The sequence below is a fragment of the Pseudomonas sp. GW821-FHT09E12 genome, assembly GCF_059416085.1.
The window spans coordinates 142,789-162,893 of record NZ_JBWKOM010000010.1 but is presented as its reverse complement, the minus strand read 5'-3'; the positions used below and the strand labels follow the sequence as shown (position 1 = coordinate 162,893).

Sequence of the window (20,105 nt, the reverse complement as noted above, 5' to 3'; positions counted from 1 at the left end):
CGCTCCCCGTACAAAAAGAATTCGGCTGCTGGGCTGTAAAGCGGGCTTGCCTGTTGTCATAAAATGGAACTTCTTGGGATCACCCAGTGTGGCACCAGATATATTTCAGGAGTAATAGAGGTGTTCAAGGTGTTATGGATAAGTTGAGAGCCTTTTTACTGGGATTAACGCGCCGGCAAAAGCGTGCCTTTCAGGTGGTGACTGACGTTATCCTCGTCTGGTTTGCCCTCTGGATGGCTTTTGTCGTTCGTTTAGGCGTCGATGAGCTGGTCAATCCCTTTGCTGATTACCTCTGGTTATTTTTGAGTGCCACTGTTGTCGCCATCCCATTGTTCATACGCTTCGGCATGTACCGCGCCGTCATGCGTTATTTCGGCAACGATGCGCTGATCACCATTATCAAGGCTGTCAGCCTGTCGGCGCTCATTCTCGCCCTGATCGTGTATTGGAGCAGCAGCCGTCAACCGCTGGTACCCAGATCGATAATCTTCAACTATTGGTGGCTAAGCCTAGTGATGATCGGCGGGTTGCGTCTCGCGATGCGCCAGTACTTCCTGGGCGACTGGTTCACGGCCGCGCAGCATGTTCCCTTTACTAGCCGGGATGACGGTTTGCCGAAGGTGGCCATTTACGGCGCCGGTGCAGCGGGTAACCAGTTGGTCGCCGCTTTGCGGATGGGTCGCCTGATGCGCCCGGTGGCATTCATCGACGATGACAGCAATATTGCCGAGCGAGTGATTTCCGGGCTGCACGTCTATAAGCCCAAACATATTCAGCAAATGATCGATGTGACCGGTGCTCAGCAGATCCTGTTGGCGATCCCTTCTGCAAATCGTACGCGCCGCCGAGAGATCCTGAGTTTTCTAGAGGGGTTCGGCCTGCACGTGCAGAGTGTGCCGGGCTTTATGGATCTGGCGAGCGGACGGGTCAAGGTCGATGATATTCAAGAAGTCGATATTGCCGACCTGTTGGGGCGCGACTCGGTCCCCCCCCAGGAAGAGTTGCTCGAGCATTGCATCAAGGAGCAGTCGGTACTGATCACGGGGGCCGGTGGCTCGATCGGTTCGGAACTGTGCCGTCAGATTCTTGCGTTGCGCCCGACCACGATGCTGCTCTACGAGCACAGTGAGTTCAATCTTTATAGCATCTTGCAAGAGCTCGAACAGCGTATCGTGCGCGAGTCGCTGTCCGTGAAGTTGCTGCCCATCCTGGGGTCTGTGCGTAATCAGGAAAAGTTGCTCGACATCATGCAAACCTGGCATGTGGATACGGTGTATCACGCCGCAGCCTACAAGCATGTCCCCATGGTCGAGCACAATATTGCTGAAGGCCTGTTGAATAATGTGATGGGCACATTGAGCACGGCGCAGGCCGCTCTTCGTGCGAATGTCGCGAACTTCGTGCTGATTTCTACGGATAAAGCGGTACGCCCGACGAATGTCATGGGCAGTACCAAACGTCTGGCCGAAATGACGCTGCAGGCTCTGAGTCGTGAGGTAGCTCCAGTATTGTTCGGAGAGCACGCCAATGTTTCCCGGGTGAATAAAACCCGCTTTACCATGGTGCGTTTTGGCAATGTGCTGGGTTCTTCCGGCTCGGTCATTCCGTTGTTTCACAAGCAGATCAAGTCCGGTGGACCGCTGACCGTCACGCATCCCCGTATAACGCGTTATTTCATGACTATCCCGGAAGCTGCCCAGTTGGTGATCCAGGCGGGCTCCATGGGGCAGGGGGGGGATGTGTTTGTGCTGGATATGGGCGAGCCGGTCAGGATTGTCGAACTGGCCGAGAAGATGGTTCATCTGTCCGGGTTGAGTCTGCGTTCCGAAAAGAATCCCCACGGCGACATAGCCGTCGAGTTCACTGGACTGCGGCCGGGCGAAAAGCTTTACGAAGAACTGTTGATCGGCGACAACGTCGTGGCGACACAGCATCCAATGATCATGAGCGCCAACGAAGACTATCTACCTTGGGATGTATTGAAGGCCAGGCTGGGCGAATTGCTGTTGGCAGTCGACCAGGATGATTACTCAAGAGTCCGGCAACTGTTGCGCGACACGGTCAGTGGCTACACTCCGGATAGCGAGATTGTCGACTGGATTTATCAACAGCGTCGTCTCGAGCCTTAGTTGCACCGATAAAGCCCCTCGCCCGCCAGAAAGCTTTCTGTCTGGCGCTGAGGGGCAGTTACACCAACCGGCATTACCCGTATTCTTGTTGTACTTACACGGAGCGAGCGCCGCCGGGATGGCCACCATCCTGACCCGTCTGAAAAAACGTTCTGCTCTGCAACTACAAAAATAAAAAACATATTGAAGTGGTCAGCCGGGACCGCAGTCTGGTTCCAGACTTCGCTGCCACGACATGCCGTTGGAGTCGACACCTTGAACTTTCAAGCATCGTCTGACCTATGGTTTCCTTGGATTGGACTTTTGTGGTCGCTACCGATCATGGCGATCTTCTCGCTGGCGGTGACCGGTGTTTTTCTTCGTTATGCGCTTACTCAAAGGCTGATGGAGATTCCGAACGCACGCAGCTCCCATTCCATTCCTACACCGCGTAGTGGCGGAGTAGGCATTGTCCTGACCTTCCTTATTGCCTTGCCCTTGGCCGGAATGCTTGGCGCTATCAGCCAGAATCTGGTCTGGAGCCTGTCAGTCGCTGGTGCTGGCATTGCTTTGCTCGGGTTTATGGACGATCACCGGCCTATTGCAGCCCGCTGGCGTTTGCTCGGACATTTTGCGGGTAGTCTCTGGGCGTTGTTCTGGCTGGGAGGATTGCCGGCGCTCGAGGTGTTCGGCATGACGCTGGAGCTTGGCTGGATCGGGCATGGGCTGGCGGTGGTGTATCTGGTCTGGATGTTGAACCTCTACAACTTCATGGATGGCATCGATGGGATTGCCAGTGTCGAAGCCGTGACATCCTGCCTGAGCATTTGCCTGATCTATTGGTTGTCGGGATATGACGAGCTGATCTGGCCGCCGTTGCTGCTTGCCACCTCCGCTCTGGGTTTCCTGTACTGGAATTTCCCGCCGGCGAAAATCTTCATGGGTGATATCGGCAGCGGTTTCCTGGGGATTGTGCTGGGTATTCTTTCACTGCAGGCCGCCTGGAGAAACGCCGATTTCCTGTGGGTATGGTGCATTTTGCTCGGGGTGTTCATCGTTGATGCGACCTTTACCTTGATCCGGCGTTTTTTACGTGGAGAGTGTATCTATGAAGCTCATCGCAGCCATGGTTATCAATTCGCTTCACGCCAACTGGGAAGTCATTTCCCGGTGACCTTGGGCGTTGCATTGATCAACCTTCTCTGGCTGTTACCCATCGGTCTGTGCGTCGCTATGCAGAAGCTTGACGGAGGACTGGGGGTAATCATGGCCTATGTACCTTTGCTCATCCTGGCGGTGAAGTATCGGGCCGGTGAGTCGGAACACCGAGCAGATGGATGAGGCTTTACTATTACATAAGCTGTAATTAATCCCTTTTTGACAGTGCATCACCATGACCTAAGTTTGAGGGGCAGCTTCGGAAAAGCTGCATCTCTATCAACGGTGTCATGGAGTGTCACTTATGCGTGCAAATTATTTCTATTCCTTGCTTTTTGCCCTGCTGACTAGCGCCTCTATCAGTGTAATTGCTGCTCCCGTGTCGAAACAGGAGGCAGCAAGCACGGCGCCAGTCGTGACTGCGGCTGTTGCCCCACAAACTGCCACGGTCGATATCAACAAGGCTGATGCGGCTACGTTGCAGCGTGAGTTGTTGGGAGTCGGTGAGGTAAAGGCCAAGGCAATTGTTGCATATCGTGAAACTAATGGAGCTTTCTCGTCAGTGGACGAACTGCTCGAGGTCAAGGGAATCGGCAAGGCGATTCTGGAAAGCAACCGGGACAAATTGAAGGTCAACTGACGCTTCAATTCATGCGCAAGGCCGATCACTGATCGGCCTTGCGTTTTTCGGGCCCACCATAAGCAAGGTTGTGCCATTCAATGTTATCTATCGTATTGATAGAATTATGATCGTAATATTTTATTAAATTATGACTATAATCAAACCGCTTCCCAAACAGCGTATCAATTCCTTGTCTTTCCCTTCTCAAGCACTTTTCTGGAGAGCCGTCATGAATTCGATTTCCCCCAAGGGGCTGGCACTTGTCACCGGTGCTTCATCTGGCATCGGTGCGGTTTATGCCGAGCGGCTGGCCGCTCGTGGTTACGATCTGTTGCTGGTTGCACGCGATGAGCAGCGCCTGCAAACCGCCGCGACCCGGTTACGGGCCGAGCACAAGGTGCAGGTCGAAGTGTTGAAGGCCGATCTGACGCTCCAGGTCGATGTGCTGAAGGTCGAGCAGCGCTTGCGCTCCGACTCGAGCATCAGTCTGTTGCTGAACAATGCCGGTATCGCGGCTGACGGAGGCCTGGCCGTTGCCGACACCGATCAGTTGGAGGCAATGATCCAGTTGAATGTGGTCGCGGTCACTCGTCTGGCTGCTGCGGCCGCCGCCAGCTTTTCGGCGGCGGGAAGAGGAGCGATCATCAACATCGCTTCGGTGGTGGCGCTGATTCCCGAGCGTTTTAATGCGACCTACAGCGCGACCAAGGCCTATGTCCTGAGCCTGACTCAGTCGCTTGCTGCGGAATTGGACGGTAAGGGGGGGCAGGTCCAGGCGGTATTGCCTGGGGTGACCCGCACTGAGATCTGGGAGCGCTCGGGCATCGACGCCCAAGGGATTCCAGCCGAGATGATCATGGAAGCCACCGAGATGGTGGATGCGGCTCTGGCCGGTTTTGATCAGGGTGAGTTGATCACCATTCCCTCGCTACCTGACTCGGCTGACTGGGAGGCCTTTGTAGCTGCGCGTTTTGCCCTGGGGCCAAACCTGTCGAAAAGCAGTGCGGCTGCTCGTTACAAATAACGGTGTCGAGGCGGGAGGTTGGTGGAGATCATTCCGCCTGACCATCCTGTTTTTTCAGATGCTCGCGTGTTACCTCCAGTATCCGTTTGGCCAGGTCGGGGTTCTCGACACTGCGCGACAGCACCAGGGCCCCGACCAGGGTCGACATGATCACCAGGCTCTGGTCGGCGGTATTTTCTCCTTCGAGACAGGCCTCTACCTGTGCAAGTCGTGCATTGAGTACCGCATCAGTGGTGGGGCTGGCTTGCCCGCGCAGGCCCAGCTCCGATGACATGGTGGGCAGCGGGCAGCCTTCACCCGGGGAGGTCTGATGCCACTCGGACAGGTAGCTGTCGATAAAGGCCGGCAGGGGTTGTTCCTGGGCAAATAGCGTGGCGCAGTGCGCATCGAGTTCTTCCGCCGCGGCCTGCAGGGCTTTTTCGACCAGTTCGTCCTTGGATTTGAAATGCGAGTAAAAACCGCCATGGGTCAGGCCCAGGGCTTTCATCAATGGTTGCAGGCCTGTCGCCCCGATACCGTCGCGCCGAAAGCGCTCGGCGGCCTCCTTGATGATGCGTTGATGGGTTTGGGCTTTATGGTCGTGCGAGTAACGCATCGGGGAAGTCTCCACAGCTAGGGAGTCATCTTACCCAAGGTTGATGGAAGGGGGATTGCACTATTAACCCCGGAAACCTCATTTTTTCCTACTGAATGGCTAGAAAGACATGGTTCGTCAGTGAGCCAAGTATCAGTTGGCATGAATAGTGATTATTGGATATCCATAGATTGTTCAACAATCGCAAGGCGATATTCATGAGCAACGTACTGTCCCTGGCCGATCAGATAACCCTCGAATTACGTGCCGATATCATCGGCGGTCGCTTGCTGCCGGGCATGGCCCTGGTGGAAAACGATCTGGTCTGCGCCTATAACGCCTCGCGCAACACCATTCGCGAGGCCTTGCATCGCCTGGGGCAGGAAGGCCTGACCCGCTATGCACGCAACAAAGGCGTCACGGTGCGCAGGCTGGGCATCGATGAAGTGCGGGATCTGTTCCAGGTGCGCCGTACCCTGGAGTTGCAGGCCATTGCCTCCAGCAAACCGCTGCGCGACTACCAGTCCGACCGGATGCTCGAGGCTATCGAGGCCAGCGAGCTCGCCCGCGAGCGCGAGGACTGGCGCTCGGTGGGCACCCACAGCCTGGCCTTTCATCGACACATCGTTGGTCTGATGCGCAGCCCCTTGTTCGATGAGTTCTTCACCAACGTCGTGGCGCAGATGCGCCTGGTGTTTTGTGCCGCCCCTGACGAGCAGCATTTTCAATCGCCCTGGCTGGCCCGCGACCGGCAGATCCATGACTTGCTCGCCGCTGGCGACAAGCAGGCCGCCAGCGAAACCCTGGCGGTTTACCTGGACGATTCCGAACGGCTGCTGCTCGACATCCTCAGCCACTCTTCCCGCCACTGATCGAGGGTTTCAACCATGTACAAAGACTATCCCGCGGCTTATCAGGTCAGCAAAGGTTCGGCCCTGCAGGTGGACACGGCCTTTTATGAGCGGGTCCGTGACAGCAAGGACCAGCGCACCTTGATCGAGCAATTCGAAGTGCCGATCCGTACCGGGCGTGCCTGGCATGTGCCGGCCGGGCATGTGTTCCGGGTGACCACGCCGGCCGGCCCGCAGGTCGGGGACTTCAACGTCTGGAATGCCAACGATCCGCGGGAGCGTCTGTGGGCGGCGCGTACCCGGCAGTTGCAGGGCGCGCATGTCAGTACCCATGACCGGTTGTGGTCGAACCTGCCGTTTTTGCGGCCACTGGTGACCATCACCGATGACAGCCTGGCCGGTTACGGGATCGACGAGCATGGCGGGCGCTTGCACGACCTGCTCGGCACGCGCTGCGATCCTTACGTGAACCGCATGCTCACCGGGGAGGACTTCCATCACCATTGCCATTCCAACCTGACGCGCGCGGTCCTGCCCCACGGCCTGACCGAGTTCGATGTGCATGACGTGCTGAACATCTTCCAGTGCACCGGGCTCAATCATGACGACATGTACTTCATGAAGGCCTGCCCCGCGCAGAAGGGCGATTACCTGGAGTTCTTTGCCGAAATCGATCTGTTGTGCGCGTTGTCGACCTGCCCGGGTGGCGATCTGTCGCTGCCCATGTGGGGCCCGGAGGCTCAGGACCCACTCAGCGTCTGTCGGCCGTTGGGTGTGGAGATCTATCGGCTCGACGAGGCATTGCTCGAAGGCTGGAGCCAGCCTGAGCGGGCGGCCTACAAAGGTTTGCATGGCCTGCACATCGCCAAGGCTGCCTGGGAGAAATAGCGCTGCCGGCCGCAGGGATAAAAAAGCCCCGCCATTTCGAGAAGGGCGGGGCTGTTCGATCGGGTTATCCAGTCAGCGGTCCTGCGCGTCCTTGGCGTCCGCTTCCGCGTTGCGTTCAGCAACGCGCTTGCGTTGCTCATCGGTCAGTTCCACCTTGTTGGCGGTGTCGCGCAACATCATCAGACCGCCAACGATCGAGCCGATTGCAACGACCAGAATCAACCAGGCATACCAGGGCATAGGGCTCTCCTTGAGGGCATACCGGCGGGCGAGGAGTTTCGCCCGTCGAGTTGCCATACCACTTCGAGTTACAGCGTTTTGCAGTGGTTCCATTGTAGGCCTGATCTGCCCCGGCAACCTCTCTTGCATCAATCTTCTCGAAGGTCGCATTCGGCCATGCAAGCCAACTACAGAGAGATGCCATCCCCTCGGAGCCCGGTCAGCATTGCATCCGCCGGCGCATCGGCGCGCAGTTGCGCGGTCAGTTGGAAATAGATGAAACCGGCCACCATGAAACCGAGGAAAATCAGGCCGATCAGGCTGTTGAACCAGGCCATTGCCACCAGGCAGACCACGGCCAGTGTCAGGGCAATGGCGGGGACCAGCGGGTAGCCCGGTGCGCGGAAGGTGCGTTCCAGGTGCGGCTCGGCCTTACGCAACTTGAACAGGCTGAGCATGCTCATGATGTACATCACGATGGCGCCGAATACGGCCATGGTGATCATCGCCGCAGTCAGGGTCATGCCTCCCAGGTTGATCAGGCCATCGCTGTAGATGGCGGCGATGCCGATCAGGCCGCCGGCGATGATGGCGCGGTGCGGCGTCTGGAAGCGTGACAGCTTGGCCAGCGACGACGGCAGATAGCCGGCGCGGGCGAGGGCGAAGAACTGCCGCGAGTAGCCAAGAATGATGCCGTGGAAGCTCGCCACCAGGCCGAACAGGCCGATCCACACCAGCATGTGTAGCCAGCCGGAGTTGTCCCCGACCACGGCTTTCATCGCCTGGGGCAGCGGGTCGTTGATGTTCGACAGGGTGCGCCAGTCGCCCACGCCACCGGCGAAGAACATCACGCCCATGGCCAGCAGCACCAGGGTCAGAATGCCGCTGATGTAGGCCTTGGGGATGGTGCGTTTCGGGTCCTTGGCTTCTTCGGCAGCCATGGCCGCGCCTTCGATGGCGAGGAAGAACCAGATGGCGAACGGAATCGCCGCGAACATTCCGGCAATCGCCGGCGCGCCGAAGGTGTCCGAGCCCGCCCAGCCGTTGAGGGCGAAGTGGCTGAAGCTGAAGGCCGGCGCGACCACACCCATGAACACCAGCAGTTCCGCCACCGCCAGTACGCAGACCACCAACTCGAAGGTGGCGGCGAGTTTGACCCCGAGGATGTTCAGCCCCATGAACACGATATAGGCGCCGACCGCCGCATGCTTCGGGTCCAGGGCCGGGAACTGCACATTCAGGTAGGCACCGATCGCCAGGGCGATGGCCGGTGGCGCGAAGACGAATTCGATCAGGGTCGCCAGCCCGGCGATCAGCCCGCCTTTTTCACCGAAGGCCCGGCGGCTGTAGGCAAAAGGGCCGCCTGCATGGGGAATGGCGGTGGTCAGTTCGGTGAAGCTGAAGATGAAACAGGTGTACATGGCCGCGACCATCAGCGAGGTCAGCAGAAAGCCCAGGGTGCCGGCGACGCCCCAGCCATAACTCCAGCCGAAGTATTCCCCGGAGATCACCAGCCCGACCGCGATCCCCCATAAATGCAGCGTGCCCAGCGTTGGTTTGAGTTGTGTGTTCATGCGTGGCTCCCGGAACGGAATGAAATGCTCGGGACTGCTCACTGCACCGCTCATGCCAGAGCGAAAACGGCCGTCGTAAAGCGTAAAAAGCTGTCGTATCGAGGATGTTTCCAGTTGTTTCGGGGGCGAAGGCACCTGGGTTGGTGCACAGCCGTGCAACAGAGGAGGGCGGCAGAGCCTGGAGGCGCGCGATCGCGAGCAGGCTCGTTTCTACGTGCATCGTGCTTTTCCGGTACCGCAGCAAACCGGCTGGCGATCCCTCCCCCTGGCCACGCCGATGGCTGGTGTAAATCCCGCGTAAAGCCTTTCTTTACGCTTTCTTTATGCGTCGCCCACGCCCTCGATCTCGTTCCTTTACAGCCTCCCTGCGGACAATGCCCCACACGCGGCGATTGCCGTACGACGGAGAGATTCCATGAGCGTTCTGGACGGGGTGTCCCTGCTGCTGGCAGTGGGGCTGTTCATCTATCTACTGGTTGCGCTGTTGCGCGCGGATCGGAACTAGGAGCGGCTATGCACAGTTATGACTATTGGCTGATCCTCGGCTTCTTTGCCTTGGTGCTGCTGCCCGCGCCTTTCCTGGGGCGGTTCTACTACAAGGTAATGGAGGGCCAGCGCACCTGGCTGACGCCGCTGTTGGGGCCGGTCGAACGCGCTTGTTACCGGCTTTCGGGCGTCGATGCGCAAAGCGAACAGAGCTGGCAGAAATACACCCTGGCCCTGCTTGCGTTCAACCTGGCCGGCTTCCTGTTGCTGTTCACGATTCTGTTGTTCCAGGACCATCTGCCGCTCAACCCGCAGAACCTGCCGGGGCAGGAGTGGACGCTGGCATTCAACACCGCGGTCAGTTTCATGACCAACACCAACTGGCAGTCCTACAGCGGTGAAGCCTCCCTGAGCTACCTGAGCCAGATGATCGGCCTGACTGTGCAGAACTTCGTCAGCGCCGCCACCGGTTTGGCGGTGCTGGTTGCACTGTGTCGTGGCATCGGCCGCAAGTCGACCAAGACCCTGGGCAACTTCTGGGTCGACATGACCCGTGCCACCCTCTACGGCCTGCTGCCGCTGTGCCTGCTGCCGCTGTGCCTGCTGCTGGCATTGTTCCTGGTCTGGCAGGGCGTCCCGCAAACCTTCGCCCAGTATGTCCACGCCGTGACCCTGCAAGGCGTCGATCAGGTGATTCCATTGGGCCCGGCCGCCAGCCAGATCGCCATCAAGCAACTGGGCACCAACGGCGGGGGCTTCTTTGGCGTCAACTCGGCGCATCCGTTCGAGAACCCGACGGCCTGGAGCAACCTGTTCGAGGTGGCCTCGATCATCCTGATCCCGGTGGCCCTGGTGTTCACTTTCGGCCACTACGTCAAGGATCTGCGCCAGAGCCGGGCGATCATCGCCTGCATGCTGGCGCTGTTCCTGATCGGTGGCGCGACCTCGCTGTGGGCCGAGTACCAGCCCAACCCGACCCTGAACAACGTTGCGGTCGAGCAGACCGCACCGCTCGAGGGCAAGGAAGTGCGTTTCGGGACCACCGCCACCGTGCTCTGGTCGGTGACCACCACCGCGGCCTCCAACGGGTCGGTCAACGGCATGCATGACAGCCTCAGTCCGCTGAGCGGCATGGTCGCGCTGATCAACATGATGGTCGGCGAGGTGATCTTCGGCGGCGTCGGCGCGGGCCTCTACGGCATGTTGCTGAACGTGCTGATCGCGGTCTTCCTCGCCGGCCTGATGATCGGGCGCACCCCGGAATACCTGGGCAAGAAGCTGCAGGCCAAGGAAGTGCAGTTGCTGGTGGTGACGCTGATGGTGATGCCGGTCGGCGTGCTGGTACTGAGCGCCATCGCCGCGAGCCTGCCGGGGCCGGTGGCGGCGGTGAGCAACCCTGGCGCCCACGGTTTCAGCCAGTTGCTGTACGCCTACACCTCGGCCAGCGCCAACAACGGTTCGGCCTTCGCCGGCCTGGGCGCCAACACCCCGTTCCACAACCTGATGCTGGGCCTGGGCATGTTGATCGGCCGCTTCGGCTACATCCTGCCGGTGCTGGCCCTGGCTGGCAGCCTGGCGCTGAAAAAGACCGCGCCGGTCGGCCAGAACAGCTTCCCGACCCATGGTCCGCTGTTCGTCACGCTGCTGACCATGACCATCTTGCTGGTGGGCGGACTGACCTTTTTGCCGACCCTGGCGCTGGGCCCGATTGCCGACCACTTGAGCTTGGCTGCCTTTGGAATGAAGGGCTGAGGACTTAATGATGAATATGCATGTTCCTGCTTCCAAGAAGGCTGTAACCGAAATGCCCGGCGCTAAAACCGCGGCTTCGAAACACACTGCTGCCGAACAACAGAAAACCTCGATCGCAGCCCTGTGGCGTCCGGCGCTGGTACAGGCCTTCGTCAAGCTCGACCCACGCCAGTTGCAACGTTCGCCGGTGATGCTGGTGGTCGAGCTGACTGCGATCCTGACCACGGTACTGTGCCTGGTGCCGGATACCGCGGTGCCGACCTTCGTCGCCGCGCAGATCGCCCTCTGGCTGTGGTTCACCGTGCTGTTCGCCAACTTCGCCGAAGCCCTGGCCGAAGGCCGTGGCAAGGCCCGCGCCGACAGTCTCAAGGCCGGCAGCGAAGGCCTGAGTGCACGTCTGAAAAAGGCCAATGGCAGCTTCCAGGTGATCCCTGCCGCCAATCTGCGCAAAGGCGACGTGGTGCGGGTCGAGGCCGGCGAGATGATCCCCGGTGACGGCGAAGTCATCGAAGGCATTGCCGCAGTCAACGAAGCGGCGATCACCGGCGAGTCGGCACCGGTCATCCGCGAGTCTGGCGGCGATCGCTCGGCGGTGACCGGCAATACCCGGCTGGTGTCCGACTGGTTGCTGGTGCGTATTACCAGCAATCCGGGCGAGTCGACCCTCGATCGCATGATCGCCCTGGTGGAAGGCGCCAAGCGCCAGAAGACCCCGAACGAAGTGGCCCTGGATATCCTGCTGATCGGCCTGACCCTGATCTTCCTGATCGTGGTCGTGACCCTGCAGCCGTTCGCCCACTTTGCCAATGGCAGCCTGCCGCTGGTGTTCCTGGTGGCATTGTTGGTGACGCTGATTCCGACCACCATCGGTGGCCTGCTGTCGGCCATCGGGATCGCCGGGATGGACCGCCTGGTGCGGCTGAACGTGATCGCCAAATCCGGTCGTGCCGTGGAAGCGGCGGGTGACGTGCATGTCCTGCTGCTGGACAAGACCGGCACCATCACCTTCGGTAACCGTCGTTGCGCGGCCATCCACGCAGCGCCTGGGGTCAATCACCAGGAAATGGCCGAGGCCACCTTGCTGGCCTCGCTGGCGGACGACACGGCGGAAGGCAAATCCATCGTCGAATACCTGCGCGGGCTTTATCCACAGCCCGAGCCGGGCGCCGAAATGCTGACCGCCGTGCCGTTCAGTGCCGAGACCCGGCTGTCCGGTGTCGACTATCAGGGGCGGGTCTATCGCAAGGGCGCGGTGGATTCGGTGTTGGCCTTCGTCGGTCTGCAACGTGGCGACCTGGCCCCGGCGCTGTCCCGGGAGATCGACAAGATTGCCCAGAGTGGCGGCACGCCGCTGCTGGTGTGCGCCGAGGGCAAGCTGCTGGGAGCAATCCACCTCAAGGACGTGGTCAAGCCCGGTATCCGCGAGCGTTTCGCCGAGCTGCGCAAGCTGGGGATCCGTACCGTGATGGTGACCGGCGACAACCCGCTGACCGCCGCCGCCATTGCCGCGGAGGCCGGGGTGGATGACGTGCTGGCCGAAGCCACGCCGGAGAAAAAGCTGGCGCGCATTCGCCACGAGCAGAATGACGGTCGCCTGGTCGCCATGTGCGGCGACGGCGCCAACGACGCCCCGGCGCTGGCCCAGGCCGACGTCGGCATGGCAATGAACGATGGCACCCAGGCGGCGCGCGAAGCGGCGAACATGGTCGACCTCGACAGCGACCCGACCAAGCTGCTGGACGTAGTCCAGATCGGCAAGGAGCTGCTGGTGACCCGTGGCGCCCTGACCACCTTTTCCATTGCCAACGACATCGCCAAGTACTTCGCGATCTTGCCGGCGCTGTTCGCGGCGATTTATCCACAGCTCGGCGTGCTCAATGTCATGCAACTGAGCAGCCCGCAGAGCGCGATTCTTTCGGCGATCGTGTTCAACGCCCTGATCATAGTCGTGCTGATTCCGCTGGCCCTGCGCGGGGTGCGGGTGCAGGCGGCCAGCGCGGCCCATCTGCTGCGCCGCAACCTGCTGATCTATGGCCTGGGCGGGATCCTGGTGCCGTTCCTGGGCATCAAGCTGATCGACATGCTGCTGACGGCTTTGCATCTGGTGTAACCCCGCGACCCTGTAGGAGCCAGCTTGCTGGCGATGGCGTCAACCCAGTGCGCCAGACGCACCGCATCGCTAGCAAGCGGGTTCCTACGGAGTCCGGGTAAACCCGTTAACCGAATCGAGGATTTGATGATGTCCACTGTATTGCGTCCGGCCTTGAGCCTGATTGTGTTGATGACCCTGATCACTGGCGTGGCCTATCCGCTGGTGGTCACCGGTGTGGCCCAGGTGGCGTTCCCGAAACAGGCCAATGGCAGCCTGGTGCTCGATGGCGTGGGCCAGGTCCGTGGCTCGGCCCTGATTGCCCAGGATTTCAGCGGCGACAGCTGGTTCCACCCGCGTCCATCGGCCGGGGCCTTTGCCACGGTGTCCAGCAGCGCGAGTAACCTGGCACCGAGCAACCCGGCCCTGGCCACCCGCGTGATCGACGATGCCAACAAGCTGGCGGTGCCAGGGCAGGGGCCGGTACCGCTGGCGTTGCTGACGACTTCGGGCAGCGGCCTGGATCCGCACTTGCCACCGGCGGCGATTAACTATCAACTGGCGCGGGTCGCGGCGGCGCGCAACCTGCCGGTCGCCACGTTGCAGCAACTGGTGGATGCCCATGTCGAGCAGCCTCTGGTTGGCCCGCCGGTGGTGAATGTGCTGGCCTTGAACAGGGCGTTGGAAAAGCTCGCCCTGTAGCCAGCTGCTACAAGTTTGTATGTCGATGATTTGAGTCCAGAGAGAACAATGCATGAGTGATTCCGGCCGCGCCGACGCCCTGTTAGCCGATCTGTCCCATGACGGCCGCGGCCGCCTCAAGGTCTTCCTTGGCGCCGCCCCGGGCGTCGGCAAGACCTACGCCATGTTGCAGGCGGCGCACACGCAATTGCGTCAGGGGGTGACGGTCCTGGCCGGGGTGGTGGAAACCCATGGCCGGGCGGAAACCGAAGCCTTGCTCGGCGGTTTGCCGCAACAGCCGCTGGTGCGTTCCGAATACCGCGGGGTCATGCTCGAAGAGATGGACCTCGACGGCCTGCTCAAGGCCAAGCCCAAGCTGGTATTGGTGGATGAACTGGCCCATACCAACGCCCCCGGCAGCCGGCACGCCAAGCGCTGGCAAGATGTTCAGGAACTGCTGGCGGCCGGTATCGACGTCTTCACTACGGTCAACGTGCAGCATCTGGAAAGCCTCAACGATCAGGTCCGCGGCATTACCGGGGTGCAGGTCCGCGAGACCCTGCCCGACTGGGTACTGCAGGAAGCCTACGAGTTGCTGCTGGTGGACCTGCCGCCGCGAGAACTGCTGGAGCGCCTGCGCGAAGGCAAGGTGTATGTGCCGGAGCAGGCCCGGGCGGCGATCGATGCGTTCTTCACCCAGACCAACCTCACTGCGCTGCGCGAGCTGGCGATGCAGGCCGCGGCGGCGCAGGTCGACGACGATCTGGCCCAGGGGTATCGCAAGCTCGGGCAGGCCGCGCCGGCGGTGCGCGGACGCTTGCTGGTAGGGGTCGATGGCGATGCCCAGGCCGAGCGCCTGGTGCGTCATGCCAGCCATGTCGCCCGGCGGCGGCATCTGCCCTGGAGCCTGGTGCATGTGGATGACGGCCGGGTGCCTGACGAGCAAGCTCGCCAGCGCCTGCAAAGTGCCCAGCAACTGGCCGAGCGCCTGGGCGGCGAGGTGGTCCTGCTGCGGGCCGGCGAGGTGGCCAAGACCCTGATCCAGCATGCCGCGGAGCGGCGCGCCAGCCTGGTGCTGGTGGGGCAGTCACGCAAACGCCTGCGCCGCCGTTTGTTCGGCGGCGGCCTGGCGGCGCGCCTGCTGCGCAACGCCCAGGGCCTGGAAATCAACGTGCTCGACAGCGAGGACGAACCCGGCCAGCCGCGCCTGCGGGTGGAGCGTTCGCTGGTCTGGTTCGACTACGCCCTGGCGGTCCTGGCGACGGTCCTGGCTTCGGGGCTGTCGTGGGCGGTGGCGAGCGTGCTGGCGTTGCCGAACATCTCCCTGGTGTTCCTCGCCGCGGTGCTGCTGGTGGCGGTGCGCAGCAGTCTCGGGCCGGCACTGGTGTGCGCGGCGTTGTCCTTCCTGACCTACGATTTCCTGTTCATTCCGCCGACGTTCTCCTTCGCCATCCAGCGCGAGGAAGACGTGCTGACGCTGCTGTTCTTCCTGTTGATGGCGGCCCTGACCGGCAACCTGGCGGCGCGCCAGCGTCGGCAGTTGCAGGCATTGCGCGACACCCAGGAAGAAACCAGCGAGCTGCTGGACCTGTCGCGCAAGCTCACCGCCGCCACCGACCGGCAGGCGGTGATCAGTGCCGCGGCGCAGCACCTCAATGGCTGGAAGGAACTGCAACTGTGCCTGCTCAATCGCGACGGGCAGGGTGGCTGGAAGGTCGAGACGGGTGGGCCCTTGCAGTTTTCCGAGTCCGAACGGGCCGCCGCCGACTGGGCCTGGCAACACGATCAACCGGCCGGGATGGGCACCGGAACCCTGCCTTTCGGGCGCTGGTGGTGGTGGCCTTTATCCGTCGACGAGGGCCCGCTGGGCTTGCTTGGAGTCTGTCCGAAAGAAGGCGAGGAGCTCAACGCCCAGCGTCGTCGCCTGTTGAGTGCCTTGAGCCAGCCCCTGGCCCAGGCTTTGGCCCGGGCACAGTTGGCCGAAGATCTGGAAGCGGCGCGCCTGCACGGCGAAACCGAGCAATTGCGCAGTGCGCTGTTGGCCTCGGTGTCCCATGACCTGCGTACCCCCTTGACCTCGATGCGCGGCAGCATCGACAGCCTGCTGGCGCTGGGGGAGGCAATCCCCCTGGAAGACCGTCGCGAACTGCTCGAAGGCACGCGGGATGAGGCCGAGCGCCTGGATCGCTACATTCAGAATCTGCTGGACATGACTCGTCTTGGCCATGGCTCGTTGAAGCTGGCGCGAGACTGGGTGGCGCCGGCCGATATCGTTGGCAGCGCGCTGAATCGCCTGCGAGTGGTGCTGGCGCCGCTGCGGGTCAGCACCGAATTGCCGGCCGAACTGCCGTTGCTGTTCGTGCATGCGGCGCTGATCGAACAGGCGCTGATCAATGTCCTGGAAAACGCCGCGCGCTTTTCACCGGCCAACGGCCGTTTGCAACTGAGTGTCGGGACCCGCGATACCGAGCTGCTGTTTGCCGTGAGCGACGAGGGGCCGGGAATTCCAGTGGAAGACCGGCCGCGGATTTTCGACATGTTCTACACCGCGGCTCGGGGTGATCGCGGCGGGCAGGGCACCGGCCTGGGGCTGGCGATCTGTCAGGGCATGGTCGGTGCCCATGGCGGGCGCATCACGGTGGGCGAGGGGATCGATGGGCGTGGTACCTGCATCACCTTGTGCCTGCCGCTGCAGGCGCAACCCGAGTTTGAAGGAGAGGCCTGAGTGCCGGTAAAAAAGCGTCAATCCAACGAGGCCAGGAGGGCCGCATATGTTCTTTACGATCCAGAGCCACGCCTGCGCTACTCTTGCGCCACTTATTTGTCTTGAAGCGAAACCATGAGCCAGACCGCGACCATCCTGGTCATCGATGACGAGCCGCAGATCCGTAAATTCCTGCGCATCAGCCTGGTGTCCCAGGGCTACAAAGTGCTCGAAGCCGGCACCGGCAACGAAGGCCTGGCCCAGGCGGCGCTGAACAAGCCGGACCTGCTGGTGCTCGACCTCGGCCTGCCGGATATGGACGGCCAACAGGTGTTGCGCGAGTTTCGCGAGTGGTCGGGCGTACCGGTGCTGGTGTTGTCGGTGCGGGCCAGCGAGGGGCAGAAGGTCGAAGCGCTGGACGGTGGCGCCAACGACTACGTGACCAAGCCCTTTGGCATCCAGGAGTTCCTGGCGCGTATTCGTGCGCTGTTGCGCCAGGCGCCCGTCGGCGAAGCGCAGGAAGCAGCCCTGGATTTCGGCCCGCTGACCGTGGACCTGGCGTATCGCCGGGTACTGCTCGACGGTGCCGAAGTGGCGTTGACGCGCAAGGAATACGCCGTGCTGGCGCAACTGGCGCGGCACCCGGGGCGGGTGATCACCCAGCAGCAACTGCTCAAGGATATCTGGGGGCCGACGCACACCGAGGACAGTCATTACCTGCGTATCGTGGTCGGGCATCTGCGGCAGAAGCTGGCGGACGATCCGACCCGGCCACGCTTTATCGTGACCGAGGCCGGGGTGGGGTACCGTTTGCTGGGGGCGGAGGAGTGAGCGGGCTCGCGGCCCTCTTTCAGTTCAGTTCGTTCTCGTAGCGGTCCAGGGTGTCGCTGGCAATTTCCCGTCCCAGTGCGATCAGCTCCGGAGCCTTGTAGAACTCGAAGAAGCGGCACACCCGCTTGGGTACGTTGATCAGGATGTCCGGCGGGTAGCCGGCGATCTTGTACTGGGCCAGCGAGGTCTGCATGACCTCGAAGCTCTGGTTGATCAGGTCCAGCAGGGAAGCGGGGCCGACGTTATCGATAATGAACGAGCCGGTGGCCGATTTCGGGGCGCCATCGGTTTCCGGAGCCGCGGCCGGTTGCTGCGCTTCAGGCTCGGCGGATTCGATCCAGGGGTTGCCGATGTCGGCTGCCTCGCTGCGCAGTGCTTCCTGTTCGAGCAGCAGCAGTTGTTCGGCTTGCTTGCGGCGAAAGGGCAGGTGCGAGCCCAGGGAGTTGATCAGGCTGTCGAAGCGGCTCTTGAAGGCGGCGGGGCGCTGGATCACCGGCAACTGGTAACGACGCTGGTTGGTCGAGTTGAGGTTGACGGCGATGATCAGGTCGCAGTGGCTGGAGACCACCGGCACGATGGGCAGCGGGTTGAGCAGGCCGCCGTCCACCAGCATGCGATTGCCTTGCATGACCGGGGTGAACAGGCTGGGGATCGCCGCCGAAGCCCGCATGGCCTGGTGCAGACAGCCTTCCTGGAACCAGATTTCCTGCTGGTTGGTCAGGTCGGTGGCCACTGCGGTGTAAGGGATGCGCAGGTCTTCGATGTTGATTTCGCCGACGATCTTGCGGATCTGGCCGAATACTTTCTCCCCGCGTATCGCCCCCAGGCGAAAGCTGACATCCACCAGCCGCAGCACATCCAGATAGTCCAGGCTTTCGATCCAGCTGCGGTAGTCGTCCAGTTTGCCGGCGGCGTAGATACCACCGACCACCGCTCCCATGGAACAGCCCGCGACACAGGCAATGTCGTAACCACGTCTTTCGATTTCCTCAATCACCCCGATGTGGGCGTAACCCCGGGCACCACCAGAGCCCAGGACCAGTGCGACACGCTTCTTCATGACTCGATCCTTCGCCAGACAGGTTTCCACAATGCACCCATCGAGGGTCTCGGTTCAATCACTGACGGCCTCTGCGGGCCCTGGATAGAGGGATTTTTTCCAGTGTTTTGCCGCATGGGGTTATGCTCGCGCGGCTATATTTTCCCTGACGAGCCAAGGCACTTTTAGTGGCGGCGATCGTCTTACGTTCACGATTGTTTTTATTGTTCGCAATTGCTTCTTATCGTTCACGACTGTTTCCCCCCCTACTTTGAGGTGTCATTGATGAAAGCCTGGATCTGTCTACCGTTGATTGCATTGGTACTCGGTGGTTGTGCTGGCAAGACCGCCTATCGCGACAGCTGCGGTACGCAACTGGATGCGGCCTGGCATGAACTGGACCTGGCCAAGGCCGAAGGTTTCGCTGGCACAGTCAGCTATTCCAAGGCCCTGTCGCTGCTGACCGGGGCCAAGACCCAGCAGCAATTCGAAGCCTTCGAGGGCTGCACCAAAAAAGCCGAGAAAGCCCGTTTCTATATTCGTGAGTCGCGCGCCGGCCGCTGATCGCAAGGCTGTCGTTTGCCGCTAGACTGAAGAGCGCTCTTCAGTTTCCGTCTCGCAGGCGTCGTGAGCGCGCCTGCCAGTCATGCCAGGGCCCGGCCGCAGTCTTTGTGCTGCGAGCCGGGTCATTCGTTTCGGGAGTCAATGATGTCTGCCTTGGTTGATCGGTTGGTGGCGCAGGTGTTGGGGCTGGAGGTGCGCTTGCTGGCGTGCCAGGCGCGTTTGCAGGCGGTGACCGACCCCGAGGCGCTGCACGATCTGCGTACCACGGTGCGCCGCTTGCGCAGCCTGTTGCGAGCGTTGCGCGGCTTGCCTGGTGTCGAGCAACTGGAAGCGGCGGCTTCGGCGGTCGGGCAACTGACGACGCCGTTACGCGACCGTGAGGTCCTGGCTGCGTACCTGCATCAGCATGACTACCATCAGGCCGCGGAACGCCGTACCGCGGGGTTGGCGGATGAATACCGGACAGTGGCGACGGGCTCCGAACTCCAGCAACTGCTGCTAGTGCTGGATGCCTTCCCGCGTTTCCTGCGGGCGGCGCAACGTCAGGAGCTGTTGCGCGGCTTGCGCAAACGCATCGAAAAGCGCCTGTCCAAGCAATGGAAGGCACTGGACGAGGCCCTGCACGATCCGGCTCACGATCGGCACCGTTTGCGCCTGCTGATCAAGCGTGTGCGCTACGCCGCCGAGGCTTATCCCGAACTGGCCGAACTGTCGCCCAAGGCGGTCTCTCGCTTGAAGGCTGCTCAGGGCGCGCTGGGCGACTGGCATGATTGCTGGCAATGGCTGGCCCAGGCCGAACGGCAGGCGGACCTGTTGCCTTGTGTTCCGGTCTGGCACGCCACCATGCATAAGGCCGAGGGGCGTGCCGATCGGGTGCTCGACAAGCTGAGCGCTACCTGTTTCCGTAGCTGACTCCCGGCTGGCGGCTTATCTGTCAGTCT

At 61.4% G+C, this 20,105-nt stretch carries 18 protein-coding genes; 14 read left to right on the top strand and 4 right to left on the bottom strand.

The genetic code is table 11. The features are described 5' to 3' along the window. The first annotated feature begins 134 nt into the window (after window positions 1-134). The 4 genes from AC07PQ_RS26300 (at window position 135) to AC07PQ_RS26285 (ending at window position 4,912) form a co-directional block, all read left to right on the top strand. Window positions 135-2,129, top strand: coding sequence for a polysaccharide biosynthesis protein (locus AC07PQ_RS26300; RefSeq protein ID WP_493186410.1), 1,995 nt, complete (start codon window positions 135-137; stop codon window positions 2,127-2,129). Window positions 2,130-2,423: 294 nt separating this feature from the next. Continuing rightward, a complete protein-coding gene (locus tag AC07PQ_RS26295) occupies window positions 2,424-3,449 on the top strand; it encodes an MraY family glycosyltransferase (protein ID WP_493186462.1) in 1,026 nt (341 codons plus the stop codon). A 121-nt stretch (window positions 3,450-3,570) separates the two neighbouring features. Further along, complete coding sequence (locus AC07PQ_RS26290; RefSeq protein WP_493186411.1) at window positions 3,571-3,906, top strand: ComEA family DNA-binding protein; 336 nt, start codon at window positions 3,571-3,573, stop codon at window positions 3,904-3,906. A 211-nt stretch (window positions 3,907-4,117) separates the two neighbouring features. Beyond that, the gene (locus tag AC07PQ_RS26285; RefSeq protein ID WP_493186463.1) at window positions 4,118-4,912 is read left to right on the top strand and encodes an SDR family NAD(P)-dependent oxidoreductase; all 795 of its coding nucleotides are present in this window, start codon (window positions 4,118-4,120) and stop codon (window positions 4,910-4,912) included. Between the two features lie 28 nt (window positions 4,913-4,940). Here the strand turns inward: AC07PQ_RS26285 and AC07PQ_RS26280 are convergent, their stop codons facing one another. Continuing rightward, entirely contained in the window at window positions 4,941-5,507 is a 567-nt protein-coding gene (locus tag AC07PQ_RS26280; protein ID WP_493186412.1) for a TetR/AcrR family transcriptional regulator, read from the bottom strand. A 197-nt stretch (window positions 5,508-5,704) separates the two neighbouring features. Between AC07PQ_RS26280 and AC07PQ_RS26275 the strand changes: the two genes are divergently transcribed. Together AC07PQ_RS26275 and AC07PQ_RS26270 are read left to right on the top strand one after the other, a co-directional pair. Next, the gene (locus tag AC07PQ_RS26275; protein ID WP_493186413.1) at window positions 5,705-6,358 is read left to right on the top strand and encodes a GntR family transcriptional regulator; all 654 of its coding nucleotides are present in this window, start codon (window positions 5,705-5,707) and stop codon (window positions 6,356-6,358) included. 15 nt (window positions 6,359-6,373) lie between these two features. After that, window positions 6,374-7,225: an urea carboxylase-associated family protein gene (locus AC07PQ_RS26270; protein ID WP_081360182.1), complete on the top strand. Its 852-nt coding sequence runs from the start codon at window positions 6,374-6,376 to the stop codon at window positions 7,223-7,225. A 72-nt stretch (window positions 7,226-7,297) separates the two neighbouring features. Here AC07PQ_RS26270 and AC07PQ_RS26265 read toward each other — a convergent pair whose 3' ends face one another. Both AC07PQ_RS26265 and eat read right to left on the bottom strand, forming a co-directional pair. Beyond that, a complete protein-coding gene (locus tag AC07PQ_RS26265; RefSeq protein WP_007931351.1) occupies window positions 7,298-7,465 on the bottom strand; it encodes a DUF2897 family protein in 168 nt (55 codons plus the stop codon). A 167-nt stretch (window positions 7,466-7,632) separates the two neighbouring features. Then, window positions 7,633-9,018 carry an ethanolamine permease gene (gene eat, locus AC07PQ_RS26260; protein ID WP_007931353.1) on the bottom strand — a complete coding sequence of 462 codons (1,386 nt, stop codon included), beginning with the start codon at window positions 9,016-9,018 and terminating at the stop codon, window positions 7,633-7,635. A gap of 415 nt (window positions 9,019-9,433) precedes the next feature. Between eat and kdpF the strand changes: the two genes are divergently transcribed. From kdpF to AC07PQ_RS26230, 6 genes are all read left to right on the top strand, one after another. Next, the gene (gene kdpF, locus AC07PQ_RS26255; RefSeq protein ID WP_007899818.1) at window positions 9,434-9,523 is read left to right on the top strand and encodes a K(+)-transporting ATPase subunit F; all 90 of its coding nucleotides are present in this window, start codon (window positions 9,434-9,436) and stop codon (window positions 9,521-9,523) included. Window positions 9,524-9,531: 8 nt separating this feature from the next. Beyond that, entirely contained in the window at window positions 9,532-11,256 is a 1,725-nt protein-coding gene (gene kdpA, locus AC07PQ_RS26250) for a potassium-transporting ATPase subunit KdpA (protein ID WP_493186414.1), read from the top strand. A 10-nt stretch (window positions 11,257-11,266) separates the two neighbouring features. Next, window positions 11,267-13,366, top strand: a complete 2,100-nt coding sequence (gene kdpB, locus AC07PQ_RS26245) for a potassium-transporting ATPase subunit KdpB (protein ID WP_277589373.1) — start codon at window positions 11,267-11,269, stop codon at window positions 13,364-13,366. 129 nt (window positions 13,367-13,495) lie between these two features. Next, window positions 13,496-14,047 (top strand): potassium-transporting ATPase subunit KdpC, encoded by a 552-nt coding sequence (gene kdpC / locus AC07PQ_RS26240; protein ID WP_493186415.1) that lies wholly within the window; start codon window positions 13,496-13,498, stop codon window positions 14,045-14,047. Between the two features lie 52 nt (window positions 14,048-14,099). After that, the gene (locus AC07PQ_RS26235; RefSeq protein ID WP_493186416.1) at window positions 14,100-16,751 is read left to right on the top strand and encodes a DUF4118 domain-containing protein; all 2,652 of its coding nucleotides are present in this window, start codon (window positions 14,100-14,102) and stop codon (window positions 16,749-16,751) included. Window positions 16,752-16,865: 114 nt separating this feature from the next. Beyond that, window positions 16,866-17,561, top strand: a complete 696-nt coding sequence (locus tag AC07PQ_RS26230) for a response regulator (protein ID WP_007931358.1) — start codon at window positions 16,866-16,868, stop codon at window positions 17,559-17,561. 19 nt (window positions 17,562-17,580) lie between these two features. Here the strand turns inward: AC07PQ_RS26230 and AC07PQ_RS26225 are convergent, their stop codons facing one another. Continuing rightward, the gene (locus AC07PQ_RS26225; protein WP_007931359.1) at window positions 17,581-18,621 is read right to left on the bottom strand and encodes a patatin-like phospholipase family protein; all 1,041 of its coding nucleotides are present in this window, start codon (window positions 18,619-18,621) and stop codon (window positions 17,581-17,583) included. Window positions 18,622-18,885: 264 nt separating this feature from the next. Here AC07PQ_RS26225 and AC07PQ_RS26220 point away from each other — a divergent pair, with 264 nt between their 5' ends. Both AC07PQ_RS26220 and AC07PQ_RS26215 read left to right on the top strand, forming a co-directional pair. Next, a complete protein-coding gene (locus AC07PQ_RS26220; protein WP_007931360.1) occupies window positions 18,886-19,164 on the top strand; it encodes a hypothetical protein in 279 nt (92 codons plus the stop codon). A 144-nt stretch (window positions 19,165-19,308) separates the two neighbouring features. Further along, window positions 19,309-20,076, top strand: a complete 768-nt coding sequence (locus AC07PQ_RS26215; protein WP_493186417.1) for a CHAD domain-containing protein — start codon at window positions 19,309-19,311, stop codon at window positions 20,074-20,076. The last annotated feature ends 29 nt before the right edge of the window (window positions 20,077-20,105 follow it).